The following is a 19657-nucleotide window of genomic DNA, read 5'->3' as shown; positions in this document are numbered from 1 at the left end:
TCAACTCGAAGATATATTCATGATCACCCCTCCCCTCTTGATTACCCGATAAGGGGAGCGGGTACCAAGGTTCGTGTTTAATTATACAAAGTAAATAGGAGCAGACACTAGCCTGCTCCATGGTAAAGCTTATGATTTCGGAGGTTCCAATGCGGTAACTAACGCCTTAACACCGCTCAGAGTGATTCGGTACTCTCCAGGGTCTCTGCGTTCAACGTACCCTGCTTCAACGAGTTTTTTACAAACCGGTGAAATAAACCCGCTGCCGCGATCGTATCCCCAACTTGTTCCTTTTTCAGGATAAGATCGAAGTGCGATGATTGTAGGACGGAAAAACTTCTCCGGGCTTGTCCCGAGGAAGGATAATACCTTCAGCTGTTTTTCGTTCACGACCATTCCTCGCTTTTCAAGTAATTATTACCCAAAGAACGGAGAGGGGCTGGGATCTCCCACTCTTCATCCTTTAGCATGCCATCTCAGTCTTTTTCTTCAACACGACTTTGACTGCATCCCCATTTATATCATATGAATAATAATTTGATGCGGCGATGTATGCCAGTATCTCCTCAAACAAATAATCTGTCACGGGAATGTTTAGTCCGAATCGCGTGAAAGGTTCTCTTCTTTCGATTACGAGAATCTGCCTTTGACCCGTATAAACATGCTCAGTCCACTCTAAAATAGATTTTGCTTCTTTCGGAAGCGCTGCCCAAGTTATACCGTTCTCCTCTTTGTTATTGAGGACAACATACTGATCCTTCTGCTTGGATTCAATTTCAGCAATCGTTCGCATAGAGTCTGCTATTTGGATCTCGAGTTCACGACAGACGATCTTCAAAATATAACGGGTCCAATAATCTGGATCTCTGAAGATTAAGCTTTTTTTCTAAAGAATATAATTTTGACTGGACCTCTTCCCGCTCACAATCAAGTTCGTGAAAGCGAAACGATCTATTTGTCATTCTCCTTAATTACCTCCATTGTTTTAAATCTCGTGAGCACGCCAGCGCTCGGCTATCTTGAGACACGACTTGCAGGTGATCTTTGGCTTATAAATCGCACCTTCAGCATCCTGAAAATACTCCTCAGTACGTAATTCAGCGAAATGTCCATTGTTTCCTCCTTTGGAGGTACATAAAAAATCGCCGGCATTTCTCTTGACTCGGTCTATGTTAACAGAGTTCTTGAGGTAAATGTGATGTACGGTGTTCTGATAAAGACCGTTTCCCATCGACCGTTCGGTTAATCCGGACAAAACTGCCTTTACTCCAATCTCCCACTCAAATGGAAAGTTGAATTCGGAGTTGAATTGTTCGGCCTCCTCACGGCGGGTAATCGACTTTAACCGGTAATCCTCTTCTTGCCTTTGGCGTTCTTCCTCTTTTTGCAATTGCAGCTTATCGAAATCGTCTTTACTCATGAACCAGAACCAACGATTAAGCTTCACCATTACAGGGGTACCAGTCGGAAGACACACGTCTTTCCCATCATATTTTAGATAATGTTCTTTATCGATGTTGATCCGGTTTCCCTCTACAATAACCCCTTCTCTATTTCCAGAAAAGGTGTTTAAATACAAAGGGGGTATGAACCCGTCGTAGGTAGCTTTACTCCAAATCATCTAGCAACCCTCTTTCTAATTAATCTTCTCATAAATCGGAAATGAAAAGAAGCGGGTACTCAATGAGACCGCTTCTTTTTCACTTCATGTTTTATGCAACCTTCCCAGTACTGAAACCGCCCGTATCGCGTTCATCGGTTGCAGGACCGATGCTGATAATTTGAATACCACCGGTATTACGCGGGACACCTGGTTGTCCGAAAATGGTCCAGAAATGATCGACAAAATCATCCTTTGACATATCAGAATATATGTGTTCCAGATCCCCATAATTCGCATACGTTATTCTGGTCATGACATGAAATCCTCCTTTTCGCGACGATCGCTATCTGTCCATTTTCTTTTCTGACGCTCTGATTGTATTAGTTCCTCAAAGTTCTCAGGTTTAGGGAATGGATTGGGTTTTCCATAACTCTCTTCATCCCAAAATTCAAACTTTTCACTATAATCCAAACGAATATTTTCCCAAACCACAATGTTCATATCTTCAGCAGCTTGGAGAACTTCATCGATTGCATCACTTAAATTTAGATCCATGAAAAATATCCGGCCAATCGTACCTTGTAAATATCGGACTCCATCCTCGTTTTCTTTCCACCATTTGCCCTCAGCGGCCCAACTATTGTCTTGTGCACTAAACCAAACGTAGATTCGAAATAATTTAAAATTTCTTCCCATGATATCGCGTCCTTGTCTAGTAATTTTCAAAGTATCTTTAAAACCCCATTGTTACGACTTTACGTTAACGGACAGCTTCTCCTCACCTTCCAAGTACGAAATAGCATCTTCTATGCGAAAAAAAACATGTGGCCATCTTTCCCAGCCGTCCTCAAGGTAATGCACACCGTGAGTTACAGGATTTACATCCTTCAAACAAAGGGGATACGAACTTTCCTCGGTTGGTTCCCTAAGCTCTACCCGATGGGGAATGATTTGCGTACCTGCTGGGTTATTATCAACCACATAGACGATACTCCCCACAGGGATAGGCTCGTAAATTCTCCGTCGAGGTTTATCACGGTAACAGGCTTCAAGTTGGTTTACCCAGCTCAGAAATAATTCAAAAGTATTCCGATCAAATGTTTTTATGTAGAAAATCTGCCCGGACTCCATCTTAAGCAACAGCATATACCCTTCACATGGACCTGGGGAAAACTTAAATTCAAAAATACGACCTTCCTTTTCTTTAGACAGTTCCTCAATATCACTTGGGGAATAGGATTCGCCGAAGAGTTCTATCTCGCCTTGACGGTGTGCCTTGTCAAGATAAGCCTTCAAATGCAGATGGTCGAGAAACGGTTTGTGAACCCACTCAACATGAAGTTCTTTAATTAAAAATTGTTCAAGCTGATGATAACTAATGGTAACTCCCAACAAGATAAACACTCTCCTTGTAAAATGATGATAATTTGACTAATAGGCACAAAACAAAATGCACCTCTCAAAAGATCAGCAAATTAACATGCCAAAAAGACATGAATAATCGTCTTGATCACTTGAGAAGTGCATTTTACTTAGAATGCTCCATATGCGCCTGCTTGGAGTACGAGAAAAGATAAATAAGGTATGGATATATTTTACCACCACTCAAGGTGAAAGGAAATATTATGATTTACGGTACAAACCCAAAATAGGTTATAATACGAGCAAATAAATAAAAAATACGTGCAGACGGAAGCACAGTTCTGACAAATCCCTAATCGGGGTTTGCCACTCGTGCTTCCGTCTTTTTTATTCAACAAACAAAAAGGAGCTGATTTTGGTGAACAAGAACGTTAATAAAGAAGTGGTTCTGCATACTTGGGCAAAGAAGAGGTAGCGAAAAGTTATGAGGCTTCAAGGATACGCTTTCTGGAGATGAAAGGAGATGGTCCCTGCACATTTCACTCCATCATCAAGGTGAATTTTCTTTGAGGCCATTCCCTTGGTGGTAGAAGGTCAGATGGTTGAAGAATAACTTCCCTCCCCTACCACTATATAAACCATATGGGTAGACATGTTAAGGTGTCTACCAAGAAAAAAAATGAGGAACCAGTAAAAACCGAAACCTCGTTTTTTTCATATTTTATCAAAACTCATGAAGCAACTCTAAGTTATTCACGTAAGCTATGTTTTTGTTGAATGTCGAATCCCACAGCCCGCTTTCATGAATTCTCAACGTAGAATTTCCTTTCTAAATAGAACTCAATTATTTACTACTAAGACAAAAATCCGAATACATAAGTTATTTAACTGGCGAGAATGTTTCATTCTTATCGTCATAATCAAAGAACTCTCTCACGATTTCCCAGAAGAAGTCCTTATCTCCTTCCAAATCATCGCGATTGTAGCCTTTTAATGCAAGGAATGAAATGACACATCCTTAGACATTGATTCGGCACCTGCCTTTAGAATAAGCGACATGAACTCTGCCAGGCTCTCTTCATCCAAATCCTGAAGAAGTGTCGAAGGGCATTCCCATGTTAGCCGGTGCAAAACAAATGGATAAACGACTTTCATGGCTTGGCTTTTTTCTTCCTCCGACATATTGATGAACAGAGGCGTTTTGTCCATCCAGGTAAGGATCTCCGTTTTGAATTTGGCCTTCGAATATTCACCGCCGTTTTTGCAGCGGTAAACAACTTCATCTGATTCGGGCTCCATTTCAGAATAGAGAACCTCATCTTGGTTTACGGTGATTTCGCTTATTTCGCCTACGACGGTATAACTCTGCTTTTCCTGCACACTGAAGATACCATGTCGATTCCAAATCTCTTCCGGAACCATCGTTACAGCATCACCCCAGTTAAAATCAAAGCAAGTATTTTCGGCAGCTGTTTTACCTTTTTCGCTGGACAAAAAATCACTTACGGCCGCCCGTAATGCTGTTCAATGTCCATAGAATGATCAATAGCAACAAATAAATCATGCCATACTTGATTCTCCGATCTAAGCTCTCTTCTGAGTAAAATAAATTTTTCCATACTGCTCGCTCCTTGTCCCTTAGGATAATTGGGTTGTAGGTGCCTAAAATAAATACACCTGACAAACGATCAAGGAAACACACGGGTAGTGTGAATTGTTCCTTAATCACCTTGTCAGGTGTCTTTAGCTTAGAATGCTCTCTATGCTCATGCCGGAGAGTGGAAGTTTGGTTAAATGTTAAAGGTATGACTATATCATAACACGACTAGAAGATGATGAAAACTTTACCTTCTTCAAAAATGCAAGAATAGAACTCTTCTGTTATCCTTAGCAAAAAGCATTGGGGGTGAAATTATGTACAGACATGCATCCGCTTTATGGGAAACATATACCGATACTGAAAAAGTGTCGTGGATATGTGAAACGGTTATGAAAATGGAAGTTGTTTCGGAACATGAGGATTTGCGAAGATGCCGGACAGGAAATATGGGACCATGGTTTGCGATCTATGGCGGTCAAATAATTTTTCGTTCTCCAGAAGGAACTTCTCGTTCGTGGGACCCTCTGAACAACGCATCTGATGCTATTGAGGCGGAAAAGATCTTCACCAACTCAAACGAAGAAGTACAGGAAAAATATACGACTGCACTTACCATGCTTCTGCAAATCGAAGATTGGAAGTTAACGCCGACCGCTATTTTGAAATTGACACAGGCACCGGGGGGAATCAGGGCAGAGGCGATGTTTATGGCAGTTAACCAAACATACGAGTCATAAATGTGGAAAGCCCGCTTCTATCTGGCGGGCTTCATTTAATCAAATTATATGTATGATTGTCGGCTATGATACAATACTCGCATCCTACAAGCGATGAATCATGCAGTAAGTAAACCATACTCGTAAGGACCATTTATATTCAACTTCGATACTCTGTTTCAATCTTAAAAAGATTTAAGCTCTTCGACTAGGGTTGGAGCATTATTTCTTCATTCAACAACGTCGAAATATACAAGACATGGTAAAATGAAGAGGAAATCGAATTTTAATAAAGGTGGTAACTTGATGCACCCGCTTACGTCTAAACACTTGGTATTTGAAATGGATCTCCCACATCCTTATGCTGCCGTCGTAGTCGTTCGAAATAAGAAAAACCTCGTAGTCAAGGGGGGGTCACTTATGTTCGTCAAAGAAGGTACAAAATTCGCATCTTTGAAAGATACCGGATTTCATGTTGTATCTGAGGATGGGAAACCCATACAACCAACAGGAACCTTTTATATTTCCCTTGAAACTATTGACCCTAGTCATGTCATTATCGATTGGTTTCGTCACAATTAAGTTGTCCATTACTCATCCGAAAGCGAAGTGTCTTTAATGAGAATTTTATTGAAATGGTTTATCTATATGATTCCTGCCCTTATTGGCCAGGGGATTATTATGTATTTTTTTCGACCTCAATCCGTGTCCTCCCTGGCCATTGGAACACCAATTTTCCTCCTCCTATCAGTCGGAAATATTATAGTCTATAACATCTTATTCATCCCGAAAAAGATCCGCACTCAGGTGAAGGAAGTGATCCTGGGGAAGCATTTTGGTTGGTCTAAGGCTGATGATTATGAAGATATTCTAACAGAAATCATTAATGATTCAAAAGCAAGGCAAGCAGCTTACGATGGATATCTTAGAACTGATCTTGTTCAACTCCATGCGGATGCTGTGCAAAAGGAAAATCGGTTCAGAAAGCTAGCCAAGTTCGGTCAATGGTTTACCTACCTTTTCTTTTTTTTAATTTCAGCTTATTATGTTATAATTCCAGAGTTTCAAATGTCCATCATATATTTTCAGTGGGGTTTAGGGCTTGCTATCGTTACAACTGCCTATCAATTAGGTAGAAGAGAGGTCCATTGGGGATACCAGAAGATTACTTTGATCAGATGCCTAGAAAAGTGCGGAGAAGAAGATCGGTTTTATTTTGATAATGACATATGACACTTCTCGCTCCTAGAGGCGAGGGATTCTAGGGTAGTTTGAGTCCTCAGTACCTTTCTAGAGTATAGGGCTGTGTATCAGTTCGTCCTACGGAAGAGCATTTTAACTCCGTAGGATGGTAGACTGTTACCATCTGCTACAGGTTTATAATATTTGCTCAAATGTTTTTACGTCTTTTACTTAAGGGACTTCATAGATACATATCCAACGTACATAAGGAGCGAATGAAATAGTGAATGACATTATTGATACGAATGCCCAAAAATTATTCAAACTACTAGAGGTCAAAGACTCAGGAATTAAAAATCATATCATTTTGTTGTTAGCTGAAGCATTTGAAACCGGTGTGGAAAACGGGATTAAAAAGGGTCGAGAACAAGCACTTGAAGAAGCCGCAAAAGCAATACATAGTCTTAGTACTTATTGAGGGGGGTTATATGTGAATGTAAAACTGGAAAGCGGTAAAGGACGATGCAGCGGTTGCGGTTGGGTTGGAGACGTTCGGACTATTAAAGCAGATAATGATAATGTATCGCTGTGCTACGCATGTATTCTTGAGCTCTTGAACTTAATCGAAAAAGACCGTCAGGCATCAAAATGATAAGAGGTGTTCGTAGGATGGTTGAAACGAAAGAGAAAAATCCTGGTTTGTGGGGACATGTACCCGAAAGATTAATGTTGATTAGGTGATGTCGATGGATATACCACGTTTCTGAAGGGATGATGTTGTATTCGTCAATTTGGATTTGTTTCTAATGCCTGTAACGTAGTCAGAACAAATAATAGTATATTCGAAGGTAAAGTTAAATACTGATAGAAAACTGATACTTTTAGGGAAGGAGTATACTATGGCAGGTCAAGAAGCATTTGAATCCCTTTTTCCATTTGCAAATATCGTTTTTTTCACGGTAATCTTTTTTCTATTTGTATTTAAACTGTACATGAACCATAAGGCAAAAATGTATAAAACCCTTGAAAAGTTGTATGAAGCCATGATAGCACTAGGGGTGCTTCAGGCTACCTTTACGCGTTTTCTCGTCGATCCTAGCCAAGACAAACACACATTCTTCACTTGTGAGATTATTACACCTGCCTCCATGTTTCTACCGAGAGAGGATGTGGAATTTCTCCTCGAAATTGATTGTAAATCAACCCAGGAAATGAAAAACTTCCAGGAACATATTCGCAAAGAAACTCTGCGAATGGCCGTCATCAGGGACAAATTGCATTTAAAAGTTTACGGGAGAACATTCTAATTGAATAAACATAGCAGCAAATAATTATGCCGGGACTTATTCAAGATCAATTGTTTATCACAGGGAGGAATCGTCTGAGTTGAACTTTGCTAGGGGGTATCTAACTGGCATTTGCACAGCGTACAATGTTAACTTTGAGGAAGTAAAATCATCGTTGACAAAGAAATGTGCACTAATAAAATTCTTCCATCAGGGAAGTAACAGAAGATTTTTAGAAATTAAATTCGAGATCGACTAAACAAACCCGCTCCTTTATTCTGAGCGGGTTTGTTTAGTGATTACAGCTATTAAGAGACGTTTGGACAGCACATACAAGAGCTCCTCCGCTTTTGTATTACCTGGATGTCGTCCGGTTCCCAGGCCTATGCATGTCCATTTTCCTTTATGGAATTCAGCACATGGATTAGGACAAGTGGTTTAATTTGACTTGAAATGTAATCATATTCAATCACAGTAATGCACCGGCGTAATTCATATCGAAGCATATCGAGTTCCGTGGTAAAATCGTAAGCTTTCCGGTCGAGTACATCGGCCCCTCCCAGCAGCAGAATACCGCGATAATATTCGCCAAACTCGGAGATATGTTTTTTTACAAGCTCCCCCAGTTTCGTTTGAAGCAAGTTTTTGATATCTTCCCCGACTTGAGCGAAAGCGTTATCGCACCAAGCCTCTGCTTCTTCCTGAGTCAAATACTTTTCTCGGAAATTTCTATCCGGAGATTGAACACCATATTTCTTGGACGCATCAGCAAATATACTGGGCTCATGTTCAACGATCTTCCAACAATGTTTCTCCATAAAGTCAATTACTCCTTTTTTCAAATATATTATTTTGGCCAAATGCATAGCCATGCATCCTTATCCGAATTCACTCGGAACAGAGCACTTCGTCTTGATCAACTATGATCGCTCCTTTTTAAATGGGTTATAGGGTTGTAGGCACAAAAAAAGAATGCACCTAACAAGAGATCAATGAACACCATGAGGTGTATTCCCCTGAATCACTTGTTACGTGCATCCATAAAGAAAGATTGAAGGGGTCTGGCTAAACAGCCCCTTGAAGTGACTCTTTAAGCTTAAATGCTATATCTTCATATTTGATACCAGCCATGGAACAAAATATCTGAGCAACTAGATCTCGATCACCATAGGAATCTCTGACAGATCCTGAGTATGTAATATGACTGAACTCTGATTTTTTGAAAACCCCGTGTGGAATAGAAGGATCGTGACCCAACCACATTCGGAGGCGATAATCAATAACATAATCGTCCACTTCAATCCAAAGGTGTGGACACATCCCTTTATTCCCAATCGTTGTGACGCTCCCAATAAAAAGCCTATGCGAAACACCGGCAGATGAAAGAAGGCTACTGATAACTCTAGAAAGACCATCACATTCCAGCTCCAACGAATCAAGCATTTCGAAAATCTGCAAATTTTGTTTTATCATTGTTAATTCACTCCTTTATTATTGTGTAATTTTCCTGGGCGCAAAAAATGCACCTAACAAAGGATCAATAGACGCACCAAAGGTGGGATTCGCTTGATCACTTGTTACGTGCATTTTCATTAGAAAGCTCCCGTGCGCCTGCCAGGAGAGTTGAAAAAAGCTTAAATCAATAAGATATATTTACATAATATCATTTGATTCTCATAAATTCCATTATAAACTGAACTCTGAAAAATTATATTCCCTGTTAATATCGGAAATTTCATATAACGTTGATATAATTGAATGTAAGGAGTTGGAACAAATAATGGACAAAAATGCAGGAGTAAACATGAAGCATCTCCGTCGTGAACGTCGTGCTCGAGGTGAATGTTCTAATTGTAAAAACCACAGCGGCAAGTTTTATCTTTGTAGTTCATGTCGAGACAAATCTCGGAAACGGCAAATCAGATTCAAAAAAGGAATTAAAAAAGCTACTCGAGACCCTAGAAGGCTTGATATCTGGGATCTCGAATCCGGAAATAATGAGCTCATGAATGCTCTTTCAAATATAGGAATTTCCTTTAGTGCCCCTGACCAATTGAAACTCTTTGCAAATTTGATGAACCGTTCTTCCCGAACTGTTCAAGGGTGGATCTTTGAGGGTCGGGTCCCCCAACCATCTTTGTGGAAACAAATCGAAATTGTTCTTAACAAGCCTATTTCTGTGCTGTTCCCGCAGTTGAGAAATCAGCTGTCTAAAGAAAATAAAGTTGTAAACTAACACCATTGATCTAAAAGCTTTTTCCTTAATTAAAACGTTAGCTTACCAAAAATAAGTATTAGACTGGAGGGTGAAATTATGCGGGAACAAATGCCCTGGATCTTAAGGGGACATGTAACTGCAGTTCGAAACAGTCTCTTAAAAAGATATTCTTTTGAACAGCTTAAAGATGAAGATACCTGGTACTTAGAAGTAATTGAGGCTCCAGAGATTCATTTTAAAGGCATTCATGAATCAGATATTGTTCAAATGTACGAATACTTCTCACCATCTGCTTCAGAGTTGAGTGATATTGAAGAGAAATATGGAAATCAGGATGTATTCACAGTTGTAATTGCGAAACTCATTGATCTATACGAAGAAGCCTTTCAAGCTGCAGTCAAAAAACTACAGATAGTCTAATATTTATTTTTCTCAGAGTCTACAACTTAATTTTTCGGTCTAACACTTACCTACATCAGCAACAATGAGCGCTACAAACCTTGCCCTGATTGAAGCATTAAAGTCTTCTATTTATGGGCCAATGTACTGAGAGAATATCCAAAAGTTCGCGCAAGTCATAAACTGCACCCCTCGGTTAAAAGGATAGGGCTTTGACGGGCGTTATCCGCGGCAAAGTCATGGGAAAAATCTCGCTTTATTTAGAGAAGAAGACAGAAAAATTATTCCCTAACCAAATTGAAGAACGGAGTGATCAGCATGCAAATTAAAGTCAAAACTACTTACCACAACGGAAAGTCCGGGGATAAATATAAGGCTAGAAAGGTTACGAGGTTCGACGGCCAAAATGGAGTCGACTACATCGATGTCGGAAGTGGAAAGATTGGAAATTGTTCAATTGAGACCATGAAGCGTTTTGCTAAAGGAATCGTTTAAACTCCCCCTTTTCCTGAAGAAGAAAACGGAAGGCCGGTAAACTTGTTCAAACTAAATACATATGGCCTTTTGGAGAAATTTTTCGTTATATTAACCCTATTAAAAGTTAGGAGGGCTAGATCATGAAACAGGTTACATTCGAATACGGATACGACCATACACGAAGCGTTCACACTAATGAAGAGTTAGCATTTAATATCCTGGAGTGCTTCTTCAAAAAGGATGATCTGCGGCTGAACTATGCAAATGGTGACGTGGTAGGAATCAATATGGATCGTGTCATGGAAGTTCATATCACCGTATCTTTTGCAAATGATGAGCTTGCCGATGTGAGAAGAATTAAAAAAGAACAAGAATCGAATGACCATCCCAAATATCGCCTATCAAGTGATGATGAACAAGAGTCTGGGCATGTATAAATCCTTAACTCATGGAGGAACTCTCGCATGAGAACGGTGTACTGCATCCATTGCTTAAAGGAAGGGGCCTACCTCTATTCTGACCATTTATGAAAAGATGGTTAAAAGATATCATCTGGATTCTGCCGTAGTATGTCATTTTAAAATGGATACGGTGAAGCCACTGGCTGCTTTTTAGAGAATGGAAAGAAGCATATAGATTTTGAATCTAATTGAAAGGGGGCGTGCTCGTTGAGCAACAACTATTATTTTCGTAGTACTGAGGATGCCAATAATGTTTTGGGCGGTGCTGTTGAAATTCATATTGGCCAATACGCTGCACACTCCTGCCTTCTTATGCGACAGGATACGTTTTATAAATCCGTCATAGAGATAGAGGCGTTTTACCTTAAAAATAAAGATAACCTTGAAATCGTCGATGAATGTGACCGGACGATTACCTGGGCACAACTTCAAACCCGTTTATTATCTGCTGGACCACGTTTCGGGCATCGATATATAGAAGACGAAGCTGGTTACACCTGGTCTAAAGAAGAGTTTTGCTAAAACGGAACTAAGATTATCGCTGTAGCCGGCATGCTAAATGAGTAAATGCCAAAAGAAGCTGTGTAGATTAATGGTGAGCCTGTCTGTGAAGCTACTCGAAACGAAGTGTGTTCAGTGACCTTGGGAAGTGCTAATCCTTCCTCTTCATTTTCGACATTAGTCCACTATCGTCAATTCCGAATTAAGATCTCTTTCAAATCAGTTTAAATGACTCATTATAAATTTGCACAATTTGGCGTCTATCGCTTATACTTCAAACAAGAGCAGTTGCTCTTTCTTCCTATTGGGTTGTAGGACGAGAAATGCGTAACGGACACGAAGAGGTCGTGATCATACTCGATGATCCGACCTCTTCTTCAGTATTGGCTATGTAAAGGAAGGCGATATCCTTATGCAAGTCACAAAACGATGTATGCGTAGCGGAAAGTGTTGCACTTCTATGGTGGCTGTTGTTCCAATCCAATACGAGAGTAATATAGATCCAGAATATATTGACTCACTTCCTTTCGAGGAAGCTGTCTCTTACCTAAGTCAACATGCAGAACTGATGGGTACACCTTGTAAATGGCTGGAGCGGGATGAGTTTACAACTGAGGCCACATGCAAAGTTCATGCTCGAAGAGGTGGCGATTGCAGGAACTATCCTGAAGATCTGAGCGGCAAAGGCGATTGTTGGTGCCCTGTTGGCTTTGATTATTGGCAAACAAGGCAAAAAGCATCCCAACCAATTCCTAAGTGGGTTGAAGAAATTCTAAATGGCGTCAAATAAATATCACTCCAAGTGCATTTTTTGGGCGCAAGTTTATGTCTATTGTACCCTTGGACAGAGTAACTCATACAAAGGGACTTCATTACAAAACCGGTAATTAGGAGTAAAAAGTTCGAGCTGTTAATCGAGCGTAACGAATTATCAAAGATGCACGCTTTATTATTTGCATTTATTATTCTTTATCACTTATACTTCAAACAAGGGCAATTGCTCTTTCTTCCTATTGGGTTGTAGGACGAAAAATGCGTATCGAGCTTGAGGAGGTCGCGATCACTTAGATGATCCGACCTCTTCTTCGTTTTATGCAGATGACCGGCCTCTATTTTCTTACACCAGCGTGTGAGAGGTTGCATTTTCTATCAGCATCCCGATTGGTGTATGCATGAGCCGCGCCGGTTCCGTTCTTAGGGACGAGACCAGTATGTGCGCGATGCGGTGGTGAAGATGGTGATAGGCGTTCTGTCCGCCGCGCTCCCGTCGCAGCGTCAACGCGAGACCACCAACCGTATATGCTGGGGCTGTACGAAATGATGGAAGCGGTGGTAACACGGTTTCCGCAAGTGTTGTTCGAAAACTGCTTCGGCGGCGGCGATTACATGCCGCAAGTCTGGTCGAGCGACAACACCGAGGCGGTATGCCGTTTCGGTCGTTCCGAACCATCAGGGGGAGCAGATAACCCCGCTCAAAATGCGGGGGATGTCGCCATGTCCGGAAATTTCGGTTATGAGCTCGATCTGACCGCCATGCTGGAAGACGAACAGGAAACGGTCAAGCAACAGGTCAGTTCTACAAGGAAATCCGGCTGCTTATCCAGTTCGGCGATTTTATCCGCCTGCTCATCCCTTTCGAGGGTCACGAAGCGGCATGGAAGTTCGTTTTAGCGGATCGGAATGAAGCAATGTTCGCCTACTACCGCGTGCTTGCGCTCGATTCGCCTCAAAGGGCTCGACCCTGACGCGTTTTACCGGGTTGACGGCTTCGACGAGCCGCTCGAAGGCGACGAGCTGATGTATTCCGGAGTGATGGCTCCACATCAATCCGGCGATTTCTTCAGTGTTATCGGCCTTTTGCGAAAAGTGACATGAACCCGTTCACGGTCATTTTTCCAGTCTTTCCATCGGCCGTCTACGTAGGCGAAGAGGAGAACCCCCACCGCGCAATGCAAATACCTTTCGGCACAAGTTGTAGCAGGAAAGCAGGCAGCTTCCCGCCGACCGAATCGATGATCAGGGCATATGGCCCGAAGATGCGAGTTGCCTCCTTAGAGGAAGCACTGACGACTGCTTCGTCTTCTCCTCAGTGCTGACCGTCCCCTACAGTGTATGCCCCGGACTGGGCCGCAAACTGATGGGCAAACAGACCGACCGTTCGAGCCGGTACTCAGGGCTACCTGCCGATTCAAACGACACGGGCACTGGAGCTGTCGCTCTAATAGGCGCATCAACCGATGAAGATATCAGCTCCCTTTTCCCACCATTAGCCCACCCGGTAATCCCCCGATACATGGCGCCGTTAATACCTGCGATGCTTCGACTTGGTCTTGCATCAAGGAAAATCGAATCGTACGGAACTCCTTGTATACGCAGTTGTCTTGATTGGCATGAATCTCTGCCGAAAGCTTTTCGATAATCGCAGGATCATTGGTTTCAGGTTAAAAGCGATATTGGGAGTTCTCAAATCTTCCCCAAATAACTGATCGTTTATGTTGATGAATAAAATCCATCTCCGACTTCCCATTGACCCAATTCATTTATCGTGTGAACGCGTTCCTCCAGGATCGGTTCGTTAAATAGTATATTGATATATTTAGACATTTGCTTTTTCTCCCTTCTGGTTCATATAATTCTAATAACATTGATCATTCGGGTAAGAAAAAATGCAAAAAACCCCCTTCGAAAAGGAGGATTCCTAATAAAACTATGTCTAAAAATTAAGGTTATTCGGATTATCGTGTTAAACGCCGAATAACCTTATAATTTTCTCCCGTTCTAAATTGCAGTCCCTGTTATTTACCGGAAACGAAAACCATCCTTCGGAAGTCTAGCCTATTCGCTCATTTGTTTTTCGTATTCAAGGATGCCTTCGTACGTCAGCCATTCCGGTTTTTGCCCTTCAGGGAACGAATTGTGAAGTTCCTTCATCTTCTCAATATGCTCCTTTACGCTCCCGCCGCACAGACGAGATTTATTTCGGTTCCCATACCCAAGGTAATAGTCACAATCGCTACGTAGCCTGTCCAGCATCATGTAGTTAAACCTATACGGGTTCTCTTCGTGCTTCGTCTTGAAGGTTACAACCAAGTCACTCTTGATAGGTGAACAAGGTTCGCCGTCGAAGTCGTTCCCACAACTATACAACTTAGGGTTATCACTTCCCAGCGTTACGTCCTTCCACAGCACCTCAGTTTCGATACACTTATAAACGGGTCTGTCCCAGTCGTCAACTCCGACATATTCCATCGTTCTTACATTTTCATTGGTTTCCATATCTAACAGCTCCATTCGTTTGTTTTGGGGGTAGGAATACCCAAAATTTAATCAGGATTAACCTGCTGTTCCTCAATATAGATGCGCTTGCCACCTATATACACCCGGTCGATGTCCACTTTAGCCCGAACCTTAAACATCGTGATTCTTTCGAAAGATCGGTTTCTCGATTCGCGTATCCAAAATCGCTTGAGGTGTGACTCCAGTAATTTTGTAGTCGGCAAACCAAAGTTCCAACACCAAGTTGCCCTCAAGTATTTTAGCGTTGTGGTCTTGGTTATAGAGGTCAAGGAAGCAGTCTTCATAAACCTCTCCATTTGGAACATCAACGAGTGACATCATGCGAGCTCCGATAGCCGTCACTCGTTTATCCAACACCATTCGAATAGCTTCGTTTTTATTCATAGGATTTAGCTCTCTTCCTTGTTCCTTTTCCGGATCATAGTCATAGTCAAAGTCTTGGAAACCTTCACAACCCTCAACCTACCGAACGACAGTCTCGTTCACCTCACGAGTGGCACAATCGCAGTTTAGTTCCCAATACCCGTTTTGGTCATGTCCCCAAATTTTCAATTTGTCCACGGTCACTCCCCCTCAGTAGGCTGCTTCATAAGCAGCGAAACTCACTTTAAACGCCTCGAACTCATCTGCAGTTAACTTATCATCGTATGCACGGATATGCGATTCAAAATCGCTCAGAGGCTGCTTACTGATGCTCATTAAGAGGGCAACTAGCCGCAAGATGGGCCTTTGAGTTCGAGTTCCATTAACAGTGATAGACTCAATCTTGGTGTATCCGCCGCCGTCTTCGTCGCGCCGGTATACAGCATACTCCTGATACCGATTCGGGTCCTCAGACAACGAAATGTTAATCAGTACAAGGTTCTCAATTTCGAAATACTTGTAAGGGATCTGGATTTTATTTCGAAGCTTTGTAGCAAGGGCATGGTATCGATTAAAAAGTTTCTTTTCTACAACCCCGCTCCCAGCACATGCAGTACACCCAGGGTTCAATATTAGCATCGATCGGCAATGTGGACATTTAACTTGTTCACTCATTTGTGAATCCTCCTATGGAATGGGATTAAGAATTCAGGATATGGCCGGCATCAAAATGAATCTTGTTGTTGCCTTCGTCATCCGGAATGCTTTCAATTGTTCTAATGATGATCTGATCACCATCAATTCCACAGCCATCATTGTCGATGCCGCGCAGAAGTGTAGCATCGCTGATTTCGTCAGCAATCGCCTTCTCCACATTCTCCAAATCAGGTTCTTTAACCAGCATGTCTATCGTACCAGTGATCATGTATTCTACCCGGACCTTGTAAACTCGCTGGACTGCCTCTAAATAAAAGTCGCCCAGGTCGGTATCGTTGTTAAGAAGATGACCTTGAACAAGGTCGCCTACTTTCAGATCCGGAATACGGTCGAACTTACTTACCGGTAACTCGGTACCGTTCTCATCTTTACCCTTTACCTCGTGTTTGCAGATATCGGTAATTGTGACAAGTTCCATGATGACAATTCCTCCATTTCAATTTAGTTTGTTTGTAGGCGCTACAAAATGCAAAAAGCACCTCACAAACCGACCATTTGTAATCGCACGTATAACCTGCGAAATTTACATTGGTCACCTTGTGAGGTGCATTTTCGTTAGAAAGCTTTCCTGCGCCTGCGGGAAAGAAGATAAAATAAAAAATAAGGTATGAGGAAATTATATCATACGATTACTGATATGCAAAAATAAAAAAACGGAGTCCACATTAAATGAACTCCGCCCTGTTTTTTCATTTTATCTAACTGTCCTTTTCAGGGATTCGACCTTCAGTGCTTGAATCTTCACCGTCCGAACACGAGCAAATAACGCCTTTCGTTTTTTCGCTCTCGCCTGTTCCCGAATATGCCCTACGTAAATCTGATTTGGATCATTCGGATTGTATGGACGTTTCATTGCCCGTTCAAATTCATCGATCATCTTAGCAAAGTCAGTTACATTCGGCTCAAGACCAAATGTTCGCTTCATGTCCCGATAATGACGAAAGAAAACATCCTTAGCTTGATCGGCGGGATATCCAAGTTGCTGAAGTTCACCAATTACGCCTTGAGCGTAATGTTTATGCATCGTTCGCCGGCTCGTCATCTGTGCCATAATAAGTCCACTCCTCTCGATTAAGCTTTCCCGAGAATTGCTCCACATTAAATTTATAGTATCCATCAAGCGTCAGAATATTATTCAAACGCTCATCAAAAAATGTGATTTGATCTCCTAGCTCAAGCCCTAATAACCTTTTTCCGTTTTCATCCCTGGTGATGTTGTCTGCAAACCAGCGAACATCATCTGGATTATTTTTGGACCTTCCGGTTATCATAAATTCATACAGCACTGCACCTGTATCGTTGTCCGCCATTGAGCCACAAACAATTTGAGGGTGAGGATGTCCAAAATCGTCCATACAGTTGCACTGATGAATCGAACTGTCGAGTCTATGGGAGAGCAGGAATTTAATCCAGTCCATCCCTTCGCCTCGAAAATCAAGGACAGTAATATCATCGTCATAGCGGTCCGGATTTATTCGAATTTTGGCGACAACTGGAATTTCTTCCTTCCGGATCTCCATCCCACGTTTGATCTTTTTGGCAAGCTTACCAAAATGCCATTTCATCGCTTGGTTCAGATCGAGAGTTGTATAAAACCCGGTTCCAAAATCACGCAGACGACTTTCCTTAAGAAATTCAAAATTGATGAGCTTCTGTTTTAGCCCTGGTATGGCTGCCACTGTTGTTCCGTGGTAAACCACATCAGGAAGTCTTAATGAGGTAATGAAATTGGCCATATAATCCTCCATTGACATTATAACATATTTGAAAGAGTTCGTCTCTAAGCTTGCTCCTGTTTGAAGGTGTCACCAGCTCACTACATTTTTAATGCCATTAGCACGGCCAGAGTTCTTCCACTCCAAACACTAAATACGGCCTCCGATCTCGGCACCATTTTGAACCTCATTGTGTTCAAAAACGATGGAATGCCCAGAAAAGGCGATACGCACTAAGCGCCGGAATTCCGCCTTCAGTATGCGCTCTCCCCCTTGCCTTCCACAATCGATATGAGTTCGGAAGCTCCACTAATCAGTGGAGAACGAGAACCAATGCTGGCAATCGGACGCACAACAGTGAACGAAGACAAACCCAAATCTCGGGTAAAGGCAGAAGCAACGTCACGGAACTGCACACCATGGTGTTCAACCATCCAAACCGTAATATGATTTTCCTCGTCGAGTTGGGTGTAAATACCTGAACGAGCTATTCCACTGATACCCTCATTCAAAGGGTGAAACAGGCCTGGGTACAATTTCATATAGTGTTGTATAGTTTTACCCAACAAATACCGGAGGTCCACGATGGCTTCCCTAAGGTATTCTCTGAACTCGTAAAAGCTCTCCATTTCATATTCGTCCAGCACAAACATCTTCTGGTATTCAGAAATTTCTTTTTTGACTTTTTCAATGGAAGAGTGGAGCGATCTCAGGCGGCAGCGTGAACAAATCGCCATTACGTCGATAATGCCCACTTCCGTCTTTGGCCCGACACCCGTGCAACCGATTTGACTCTCTTCGTAGCAAAAATCACAAACCTCAATCCGCTTTTTTGTCGTCATAGTCATTTTCTCTCCTTCGAATTTAATAAAAAGCCTTTGAACATTTTCTTTTATGTAAAGGTCAAATCCAATGGCCATAGATCCCCTCTGACAGGTTAACAACTTAAAAATTGAACTGTATCCGGATAGTCCGAAGTAAAGGAATACAACAAATCGAATGTTGTATTTTCCTTTAACAACGGGACCAATGCCCAATTACACAGTTGAGCATCGTTTTTCTTTAAAGATCCAAAGAGCTTTACCGTTTGTTCATCGACAGTAAAGGAGTCCTTCTCAGCCATGTCTCGATACAAGACCAGGGTAATGCCTTTTCTTGAATCCATAGCAATGGAAGGATTTTGATCGAGTTCAGCCTCAATACCCAGGTAGTCCTCAGAAAATGATTTGGAACGAGAATGAACGAATGTATAATCACCGCACGATATAGTATAGGCGCTGTGTCTTTCTAGCCTTTGTTTGTACTCACTCAAAATGTACTCTTGCCCTGTCAAAGCAAAGTGATGCTCCTTAATGAATACAGCCAGGTACACCCCGAAGCTTTTGAATATATTCCGAAGGTAAACATCCTCCAGTAACGGACTGAGTATACACTTGATGTTTACAATTGGCCGATGGATAGATCCATGAAAGGCTATCCTCTCCCTCAAGACACCATTGTTGAGCTCAAATGAGTACGAAATAACTTCATCAACTGGTGTACATCTGATAAAATCTTGTATTGTATTCCTTTTGGAAAATCGAGTCGTCTTGACCTCATCCCCGCTTATTCCCCATTCCTCGGTTTCCAACTCTAATGGGATGATGGCATTCAGAATACCCTCGAATCGGATTTTCAGGAAGTAGCCATAGGACATTCGGTACCAAGCATTAAATTTCATGTTCAATTCACTCCTTCATGGATAATTAGATTAAAAAAGA

30 protein-coding genes are annotated in these 19657 nt (G+C 41.8%); 13 read left to right on the top strand and 17 right to left on the bottom strand.

Annotated features, from left to right (window positions below):
- Positions 1-129 precede the first annotated feature (129 nt).
- From EHV15_RS35850 to EHV15_RS35820, 7 genes are all read right to left on the bottom strand, one after another.
- Positions 130-390 carry a helix-turn-helix domain-containing protein gene (locus EHV15_RS35850; RefSeq protein WP_128636044.1) on the bottom strand — a complete coding sequence of 87 codons (261 nt, stop codon included), beginning with the start codon at positions 388-390 and terminating at the stop codon, positions 130-132.
- A gap of 73 nt (positions 391-463) precedes the next feature.
- Positions 464-793: a hypothetical protein gene (locus tag EHV15_RS35845; RefSeq protein WP_128636043.1), complete on the bottom strand. Its 330-nt coding sequence runs from the start codon at positions 791-793 to the stop codon at positions 464-466.
- Between the two features lie 192 nt (positions 794-985).
- Complete coding sequence (locus EHV15_RS35840; protein WP_128636042.1) at positions 986-1621, bottom strand: hypothetical protein; 636 nt, start codon at positions 1619-1621, stop codon at positions 986-988.
- 91 nt (positions 1622-1712) lie between these two features.
- A complete protein-coding gene (locus tag EHV15_RS35835) occupies positions 1713-1916 on the bottom strand; it encodes a hypothetical protein (protein WP_128636041.1) in 204 nt (67 codons plus the stop codon).
- Positions 1913-2299: a hypothetical protein gene (locus EHV15_RS35830; RefSeq protein ID WP_128636040.1), complete on the bottom strand. Its 387-nt coding sequence runs from the start codon at positions 2297-2299 to the stop codon at positions 1913-1915. The genes EHV15_RS35835 and EHV15_RS35830 overlap by 4 nt, the downstream gene beginning before the upstream one ends.
- 51 nt (positions 2300-2350) lie before the next feature.
- The gene (locus EHV15_RS35825) at positions 2351-2998 is read right to left on the bottom strand and encodes a hypothetical protein (protein ID WP_128636039.1); all 648 of its coding nucleotides are present in this window, start codon (positions 2996-2998) and stop codon (positions 2351-2353) included.
- A gap of 957 nt (positions 2999-3955) precedes the next feature.
- Positions 3956-4459, bottom strand: a complete 504-nt coding sequence (locus tag EHV15_RS35820; protein ID WP_128636038.1) for a hypothetical protein — start codon at positions 4457-4459, stop codon at positions 3956-3958.
- A gap of 420 nt (positions 4460-4879) precedes the next feature.
- Between EHV15_RS35820 and EHV15_RS35815 the strand changes: the two genes are divergently transcribed.
- The 6 genes from EHV15_RS35815 (at position 4880) to EHV15_RS35800 (ending at position 7770) form a co-directional block, all read left to right on the top strand.
- A complete protein-coding gene (locus EHV15_RS35815) occupies positions 4880-5302 on the top strand; it encodes a hypothetical protein (protein ID WP_128636037.1) in 423 nt (140 codons plus the stop codon).
- Between the two features lie 399 nt (positions 5303-5701).
- On the top strand, positions 5702-5863 hold the full coding sequence (locus EHV15_RS36900; RefSeq protein ID WP_178076130.1) for a hypothetical protein: 162 nt from the start codon (positions 5702-5704) through the stop codon (positions 5861-5863).
- Between the two features lie 48 nt (positions 5864-5911).
- A complete protein-coding gene (locus EHV15_RS35810; protein ID WP_128636036.1) occupies positions 5912-6514 on the top strand; it encodes a hypothetical protein in 603 nt (200 codons plus the stop codon).
- A gap of 232 nt (positions 6515-6746) precedes the next feature.
- A complete protein-coding gene (locus EHV15_RS35805) occupies positions 6747-6941 on the top strand; it encodes a hypothetical protein (protein WP_128636035.1) in 195 nt (64 codons plus the stop codon).
- 12 nt (positions 6942-6953) lie between these two features.
- On the top strand, positions 6954-7115 hold the full coding sequence (locus tag EHV15_RS36895; protein WP_178076129.1) for a hypothetical protein: 162 nt from the start codon (positions 6954-6956) through the stop codon (positions 7113-7115).
- A 247-nt stretch (positions 7116-7362) separates the two neighbouring features.
- On the top strand, positions 7363-7770 hold the full coding sequence (locus tag EHV15_RS35800) for a hypothetical protein (protein ID WP_128636034.1): 408 nt from the start codon (positions 7363-7365) through the stop codon (positions 7768-7770).
- Positions 7771-8132: 362 nt separating this feature from the next.
- On the opposite strand, the gene EHV15_RS35795 is transcribed toward EHV15_RS35800, so the two are convergent.
- On the bottom strand, positions 8133-8615 hold the full coding sequence (locus EHV15_RS35795; RefSeq protein ID WP_128636033.1) for a hypothetical protein: 483 nt from the start codon (positions 8613-8615) through the stop codon (positions 8133-8135).
- A 199-nt stretch (positions 8616-8814) separates the two neighbouring features.
- Positions 8815-9222, bottom strand: a complete 408-nt coding sequence (locus tag EHV15_RS35790; protein ID WP_128636032.1) for a hypothetical protein — start codon at positions 9220-9222, stop codon at positions 8815-8817.
- 307 nt (positions 9223-9529) lie between these two features.
- On the opposite strand from EHV15_RS35790, the gene EHV15_RS35785 reads away from it, so the two are divergent.
- From EHV15_RS35785 to EHV15_RS37820, 7 genes are all read left to right on the top strand, one after another.
- Positions 9530-9985, top strand: coding sequence for a hypothetical protein (locus EHV15_RS35785; RefSeq protein ID WP_128636031.1), 456 nt, complete (start codon positions 9530-9532; stop codon positions 9983-9985).
- A 78-nt stretch (positions 9986-10063) separates the two neighbouring features.
- A complete protein-coding gene (locus EHV15_RS35780) occupies positions 10064-10387 on the top strand; it encodes a hypothetical protein (protein ID WP_128636030.1) in 324 nt (107 codons plus the stop codon).
- Positions 10388-10983: 596 nt separating this feature from the next.
- Positions 10984-11280 carry a hypothetical protein gene (locus tag EHV15_RS35775; RefSeq protein ID WP_128636029.1) on the top strand — a complete coding sequence of 99 codons (297 nt, stop codon included), beginning with the start codon at positions 10984-10986 and terminating at the stop codon, positions 11278-11280.
- A gap of 231 nt (positions 11281-11511) precedes the next feature.
- Complete coding sequence (locus EHV15_RS35770; RefSeq protein WP_128636028.1) at positions 11512-11826, top strand: hypothetical protein; 315 nt, start codon at positions 11512-11514, stop codon at positions 11824-11826.
- Between the two features lie 391 nt (positions 11827-12217).
- On the top strand, positions 12218-12595 hold the full coding sequence (locus EHV15_RS35765; RefSeq protein WP_128636027.1) for a hypothetical protein: 378 nt from the start codon (positions 12218-12220) through the stop codon (positions 12593-12595).
- A 527-nt stretch (positions 12596-13122) separates the two neighbouring features.
- Complete coding sequence (locus tag EHV15_RS37825) at positions 13123-13476, top strand: alpha-amylase family protein (RefSeq protein ID WP_246062125.1); 354 nt, start codon at positions 13123-13125, stop codon at positions 13474-13476.
- Between the two features lie 9 nt (positions 13477-13485).
- A complete protein-coding gene (locus tag EHV15_RS37820) occupies positions 13486-13680 on the top strand; it encodes a GH36 C-terminal domain-containing protein (RefSeq protein WP_246062124.1) in 195 nt (64 codons plus the stop codon).
- 960 nt (positions 13681-14640) lie between these two features.
- On the opposite strand, the gene EHV15_RS35755 is transcribed toward EHV15_RS37820, so the two are convergent.
- The 8 genes from EHV15_RS35755 to EHV15_RS35720 all read right to left on the bottom strand — a co-directional run bounded on the left by EHV15_RS35755 (position 14641) and on the right by EHV15_RS35720 (position 19617).
- Complete coding sequence (locus EHV15_RS35755) at positions 14641-15081, bottom strand: LPD11 domain-containing protein (protein ID WP_128636026.1); 441 nt, start codon at positions 15079-15081, stop codon at positions 14641-14643.
- Between the two features lie 132 nt (positions 15082-15213).
- Positions 15214-15486, bottom strand: coding sequence for a hypothetical protein (locus tag EHV15_RS35750; protein ID WP_128636025.1), 273 nt, complete (start codon positions 15484-15486; stop codon positions 15214-15216).
- A gap of 189 nt (positions 15487-15675) precedes the next feature.
- Positions 15676-16140 (bottom strand): hypothetical protein, encoded by a 465-nt coding sequence (locus EHV15_RS35745; RefSeq protein ID WP_128636024.1) that lies wholly within the window; start codon positions 16138-16140, stop codon positions 15676-15678.
- A gap of 25 nt (positions 16141-16165) precedes the next feature.
- Positions 16166-16600: a hypothetical protein gene (locus EHV15_RS35740; protein ID WP_128636023.1), complete on the bottom strand. Its 435-nt coding sequence runs from the start codon at positions 16598-16600 to the stop codon at positions 16166-16168.
- A 276-nt stretch (positions 16601-16876) separates the two neighbouring features.
- Positions 16877-17233 (bottom strand): hypothetical protein, encoded by a 357-nt coding sequence (locus tag EHV15_RS35735; RefSeq protein ID WP_128636022.1) that lies wholly within the window; start codon positions 17231-17233, stop codon positions 16877-16879.
- Positions 17199-17918, bottom strand: coding sequence for a DUF3990 domain-containing protein (locus EHV15_RS35730; protein ID WP_178076128.1), 720 nt, complete (start codon positions 17916-17918; stop codon positions 17199-17201). Before EHV15_RS35730 ends, EHV15_RS35735 begins: the two co-directional genes overlap by 35 nt.
- A 233-nt stretch (positions 17919-18151) precedes the next feature.
- The gene (locus tag EHV15_RS35725) at positions 18152-18817 is read right to left on the bottom strand and encodes a hypothetical protein (RefSeq protein ID WP_128636020.1); all 666 of its coding nucleotides are present in this window, start codon (positions 18815-18817) and stop codon (positions 18152-18154) included.
- Between the two features lie 17 nt (positions 18818-18834).
- Positions 18835-19617: a hypothetical protein gene (locus tag EHV15_RS35720; RefSeq protein ID WP_128636019.1), complete on the bottom strand. Its 783-nt coding sequence runs from the start codon at positions 19615-19617 to the stop codon at positions 18835-18837.
- Positions 19618-19657: the final 40 nt, after the last annotated feature.

Origin of the sequence: Paenibacillus oralis (assembly GCF_003863965.1) — a bacterium.
GTDB lineage: Bacteria > Bacillota > Bacilli > Paenibacillales > Paenibacillaceae > Fontibacillus > Fontibacillus oralis.
This window is presented reverse-complemented; position numbering and strand designations above follow the sequence as displayed.

Bases quoted from the DNA above. Each gene is read 5' to 3' on its own strand.
- EHV15_RS35845 (WP_128636043.1), bottom strand. From the start codon at position 793: ATGCGAACGATTGCTGAAATTGAATCCAAGCAGAAGGATCAGTATGTT.
- EHV15_RS35840 (WP_128636042.1), bottom strand. From the start codon at position 1,621: ATGATTTGGAGTAAAGCTACCTACGACGGGTTCATACCCCCTTTGTAT.
- EHV15_RS35835 (WP_128636041.1), bottom strand. From the start codon at position 1,916: ATGACCAGAATAACGTATGCGAATTATGGGGATCTGGAACACATATAT.
- EHV15_RS35830 (WP_128636040.1), bottom strand. From the start codon at position 2,299: ATGGGAAGAAATTTTAAATTATTTCGAATCTACGTTTGGTTTAGTGCA.
- EHV15_RS35815 (WP_128636037.1), top strand. From the start codon at position 4,880: ATGTACAGACATGCATCCGCTTTATGGGAAACATATACCGATACTGAA.
- EHV15_RS36900 (WP_178076130.1), top strand. From the start codon at position 5,702: ATGTTCGTCAAAGAAGGTACAAAATTCGCATCTTTGAAAGATACCGGA.
- EHV15_RS35800 (WP_128636034.1), top strand. From the start codon at position 7,363: ATGGCAGGTCAAGAAGCATTTGAATCCCTTTTTCCATTTGCAAATATC.
- EHV15_RS35795 (WP_128636033.1), bottom strand. From the start codon at position 8,615: ATGCATTTGGCCAAAATAATATATTTGAAAAAAGGAGTAATTGACTTT.
- EHV15_RS35790 (WP_128636032.1), bottom strand. From the start codon at position 9,222: ATGATAAAACAAAATTTGCAGATTTTCGAAATGCTTGATTCGTTGGAG.
- EHV15_RS35785 (WP_128636031.1), top strand. From the start codon at position 9,530: ATGGACAAAAATGCAGGAGTAAACATGAAGCATCTCCGTCGTGAACGT.
- EHV15_RS35780 (WP_128636030.1), top strand. From the start codon at position 10,064: ATGCGGGAACAAATGCCCTGGATCTTAAGGGGACATGTAACTGCAGTT.
- EHV15_RS35775 (WP_128636029.1), top strand. From the start codon at position 10,984: ATGAAACAGGTTACATTCGAATACGGATACGACCATACACGAAGCGTT.
- EHV15_RS35765 (WP_128636027.1), top strand. From the start codon at position 12,218: ATGCAAGTCACAAAACGATGTATGCGTAGCGGAAAGTGTTGCACTTCT.
- EHV15_RS37825 (WP_246062125.1), top strand. From the start codon at position 13,123: ATGATGGAAGCGGTGGTAACACGGTTTCCGCAAGTGTTGTTCGAAAAC.
- EHV15_RS37820 (WP_246062124.1), top strand. From the start codon at position 13,486: ATGAAGCAATGTTCGCCTACTACCGCGTGCTTGCGCTCGATTCGCCTC.
- EHV15_RS35755 (WP_128636026.1), bottom strand. From the start codon at position 15,081: ATGGAAACCAATGAAAATGTAAGAACGATGGAATATGTCGGAGTTGAC.
- EHV15_RS35750 (WP_128636025.1), bottom strand. From the start codon at position 15,486: ATGAATAAAAACGAAGCTATTCGAATGGTGTTGGATAAACGAGTGACG.
- EHV15_RS35745 (WP_128636024.1), bottom strand. From the start codon at position 16,140: ATGAGTGAACAAGTTAAATGTCCACATTGCCGATCGATGCTAATATTG.
- EHV15_RS35740 (WP_128636023.1), bottom strand. From the start codon at position 16,600: ATGGAACTTGTCACAATTACCGATATCTGCAAACACGAGGTAAAGGGT.
- EHV15_RS35735 (WP_128636022.1), bottom strand. From the start codon at position 17,233: ATGGCACAGATGACGAGCCGGCGAACGATGCATAAACATTACGCTCAA.
- EHV15_RS35730 (WP_178076128.1), bottom strand. From the start codon at position 17,918: ATGGCCAATTTCATTACCTCATTAAGACTTCCTGATGTGGTTTACCAC.
- EHV15_RS35725 (WP_128636020.1), bottom strand. From the start codon at position 18,817: ATGGCCATTGGATTTGACCTTTACATAAAAGAAAATGTTCAAAGGCTT.
- EHV15_RS35720 (WP_128636019.1), bottom strand. From the start codon at position 19,617: ATGAAATTTAATGCTTGGTACCGAATGTCCTATGGCTACTTCCTGAAA.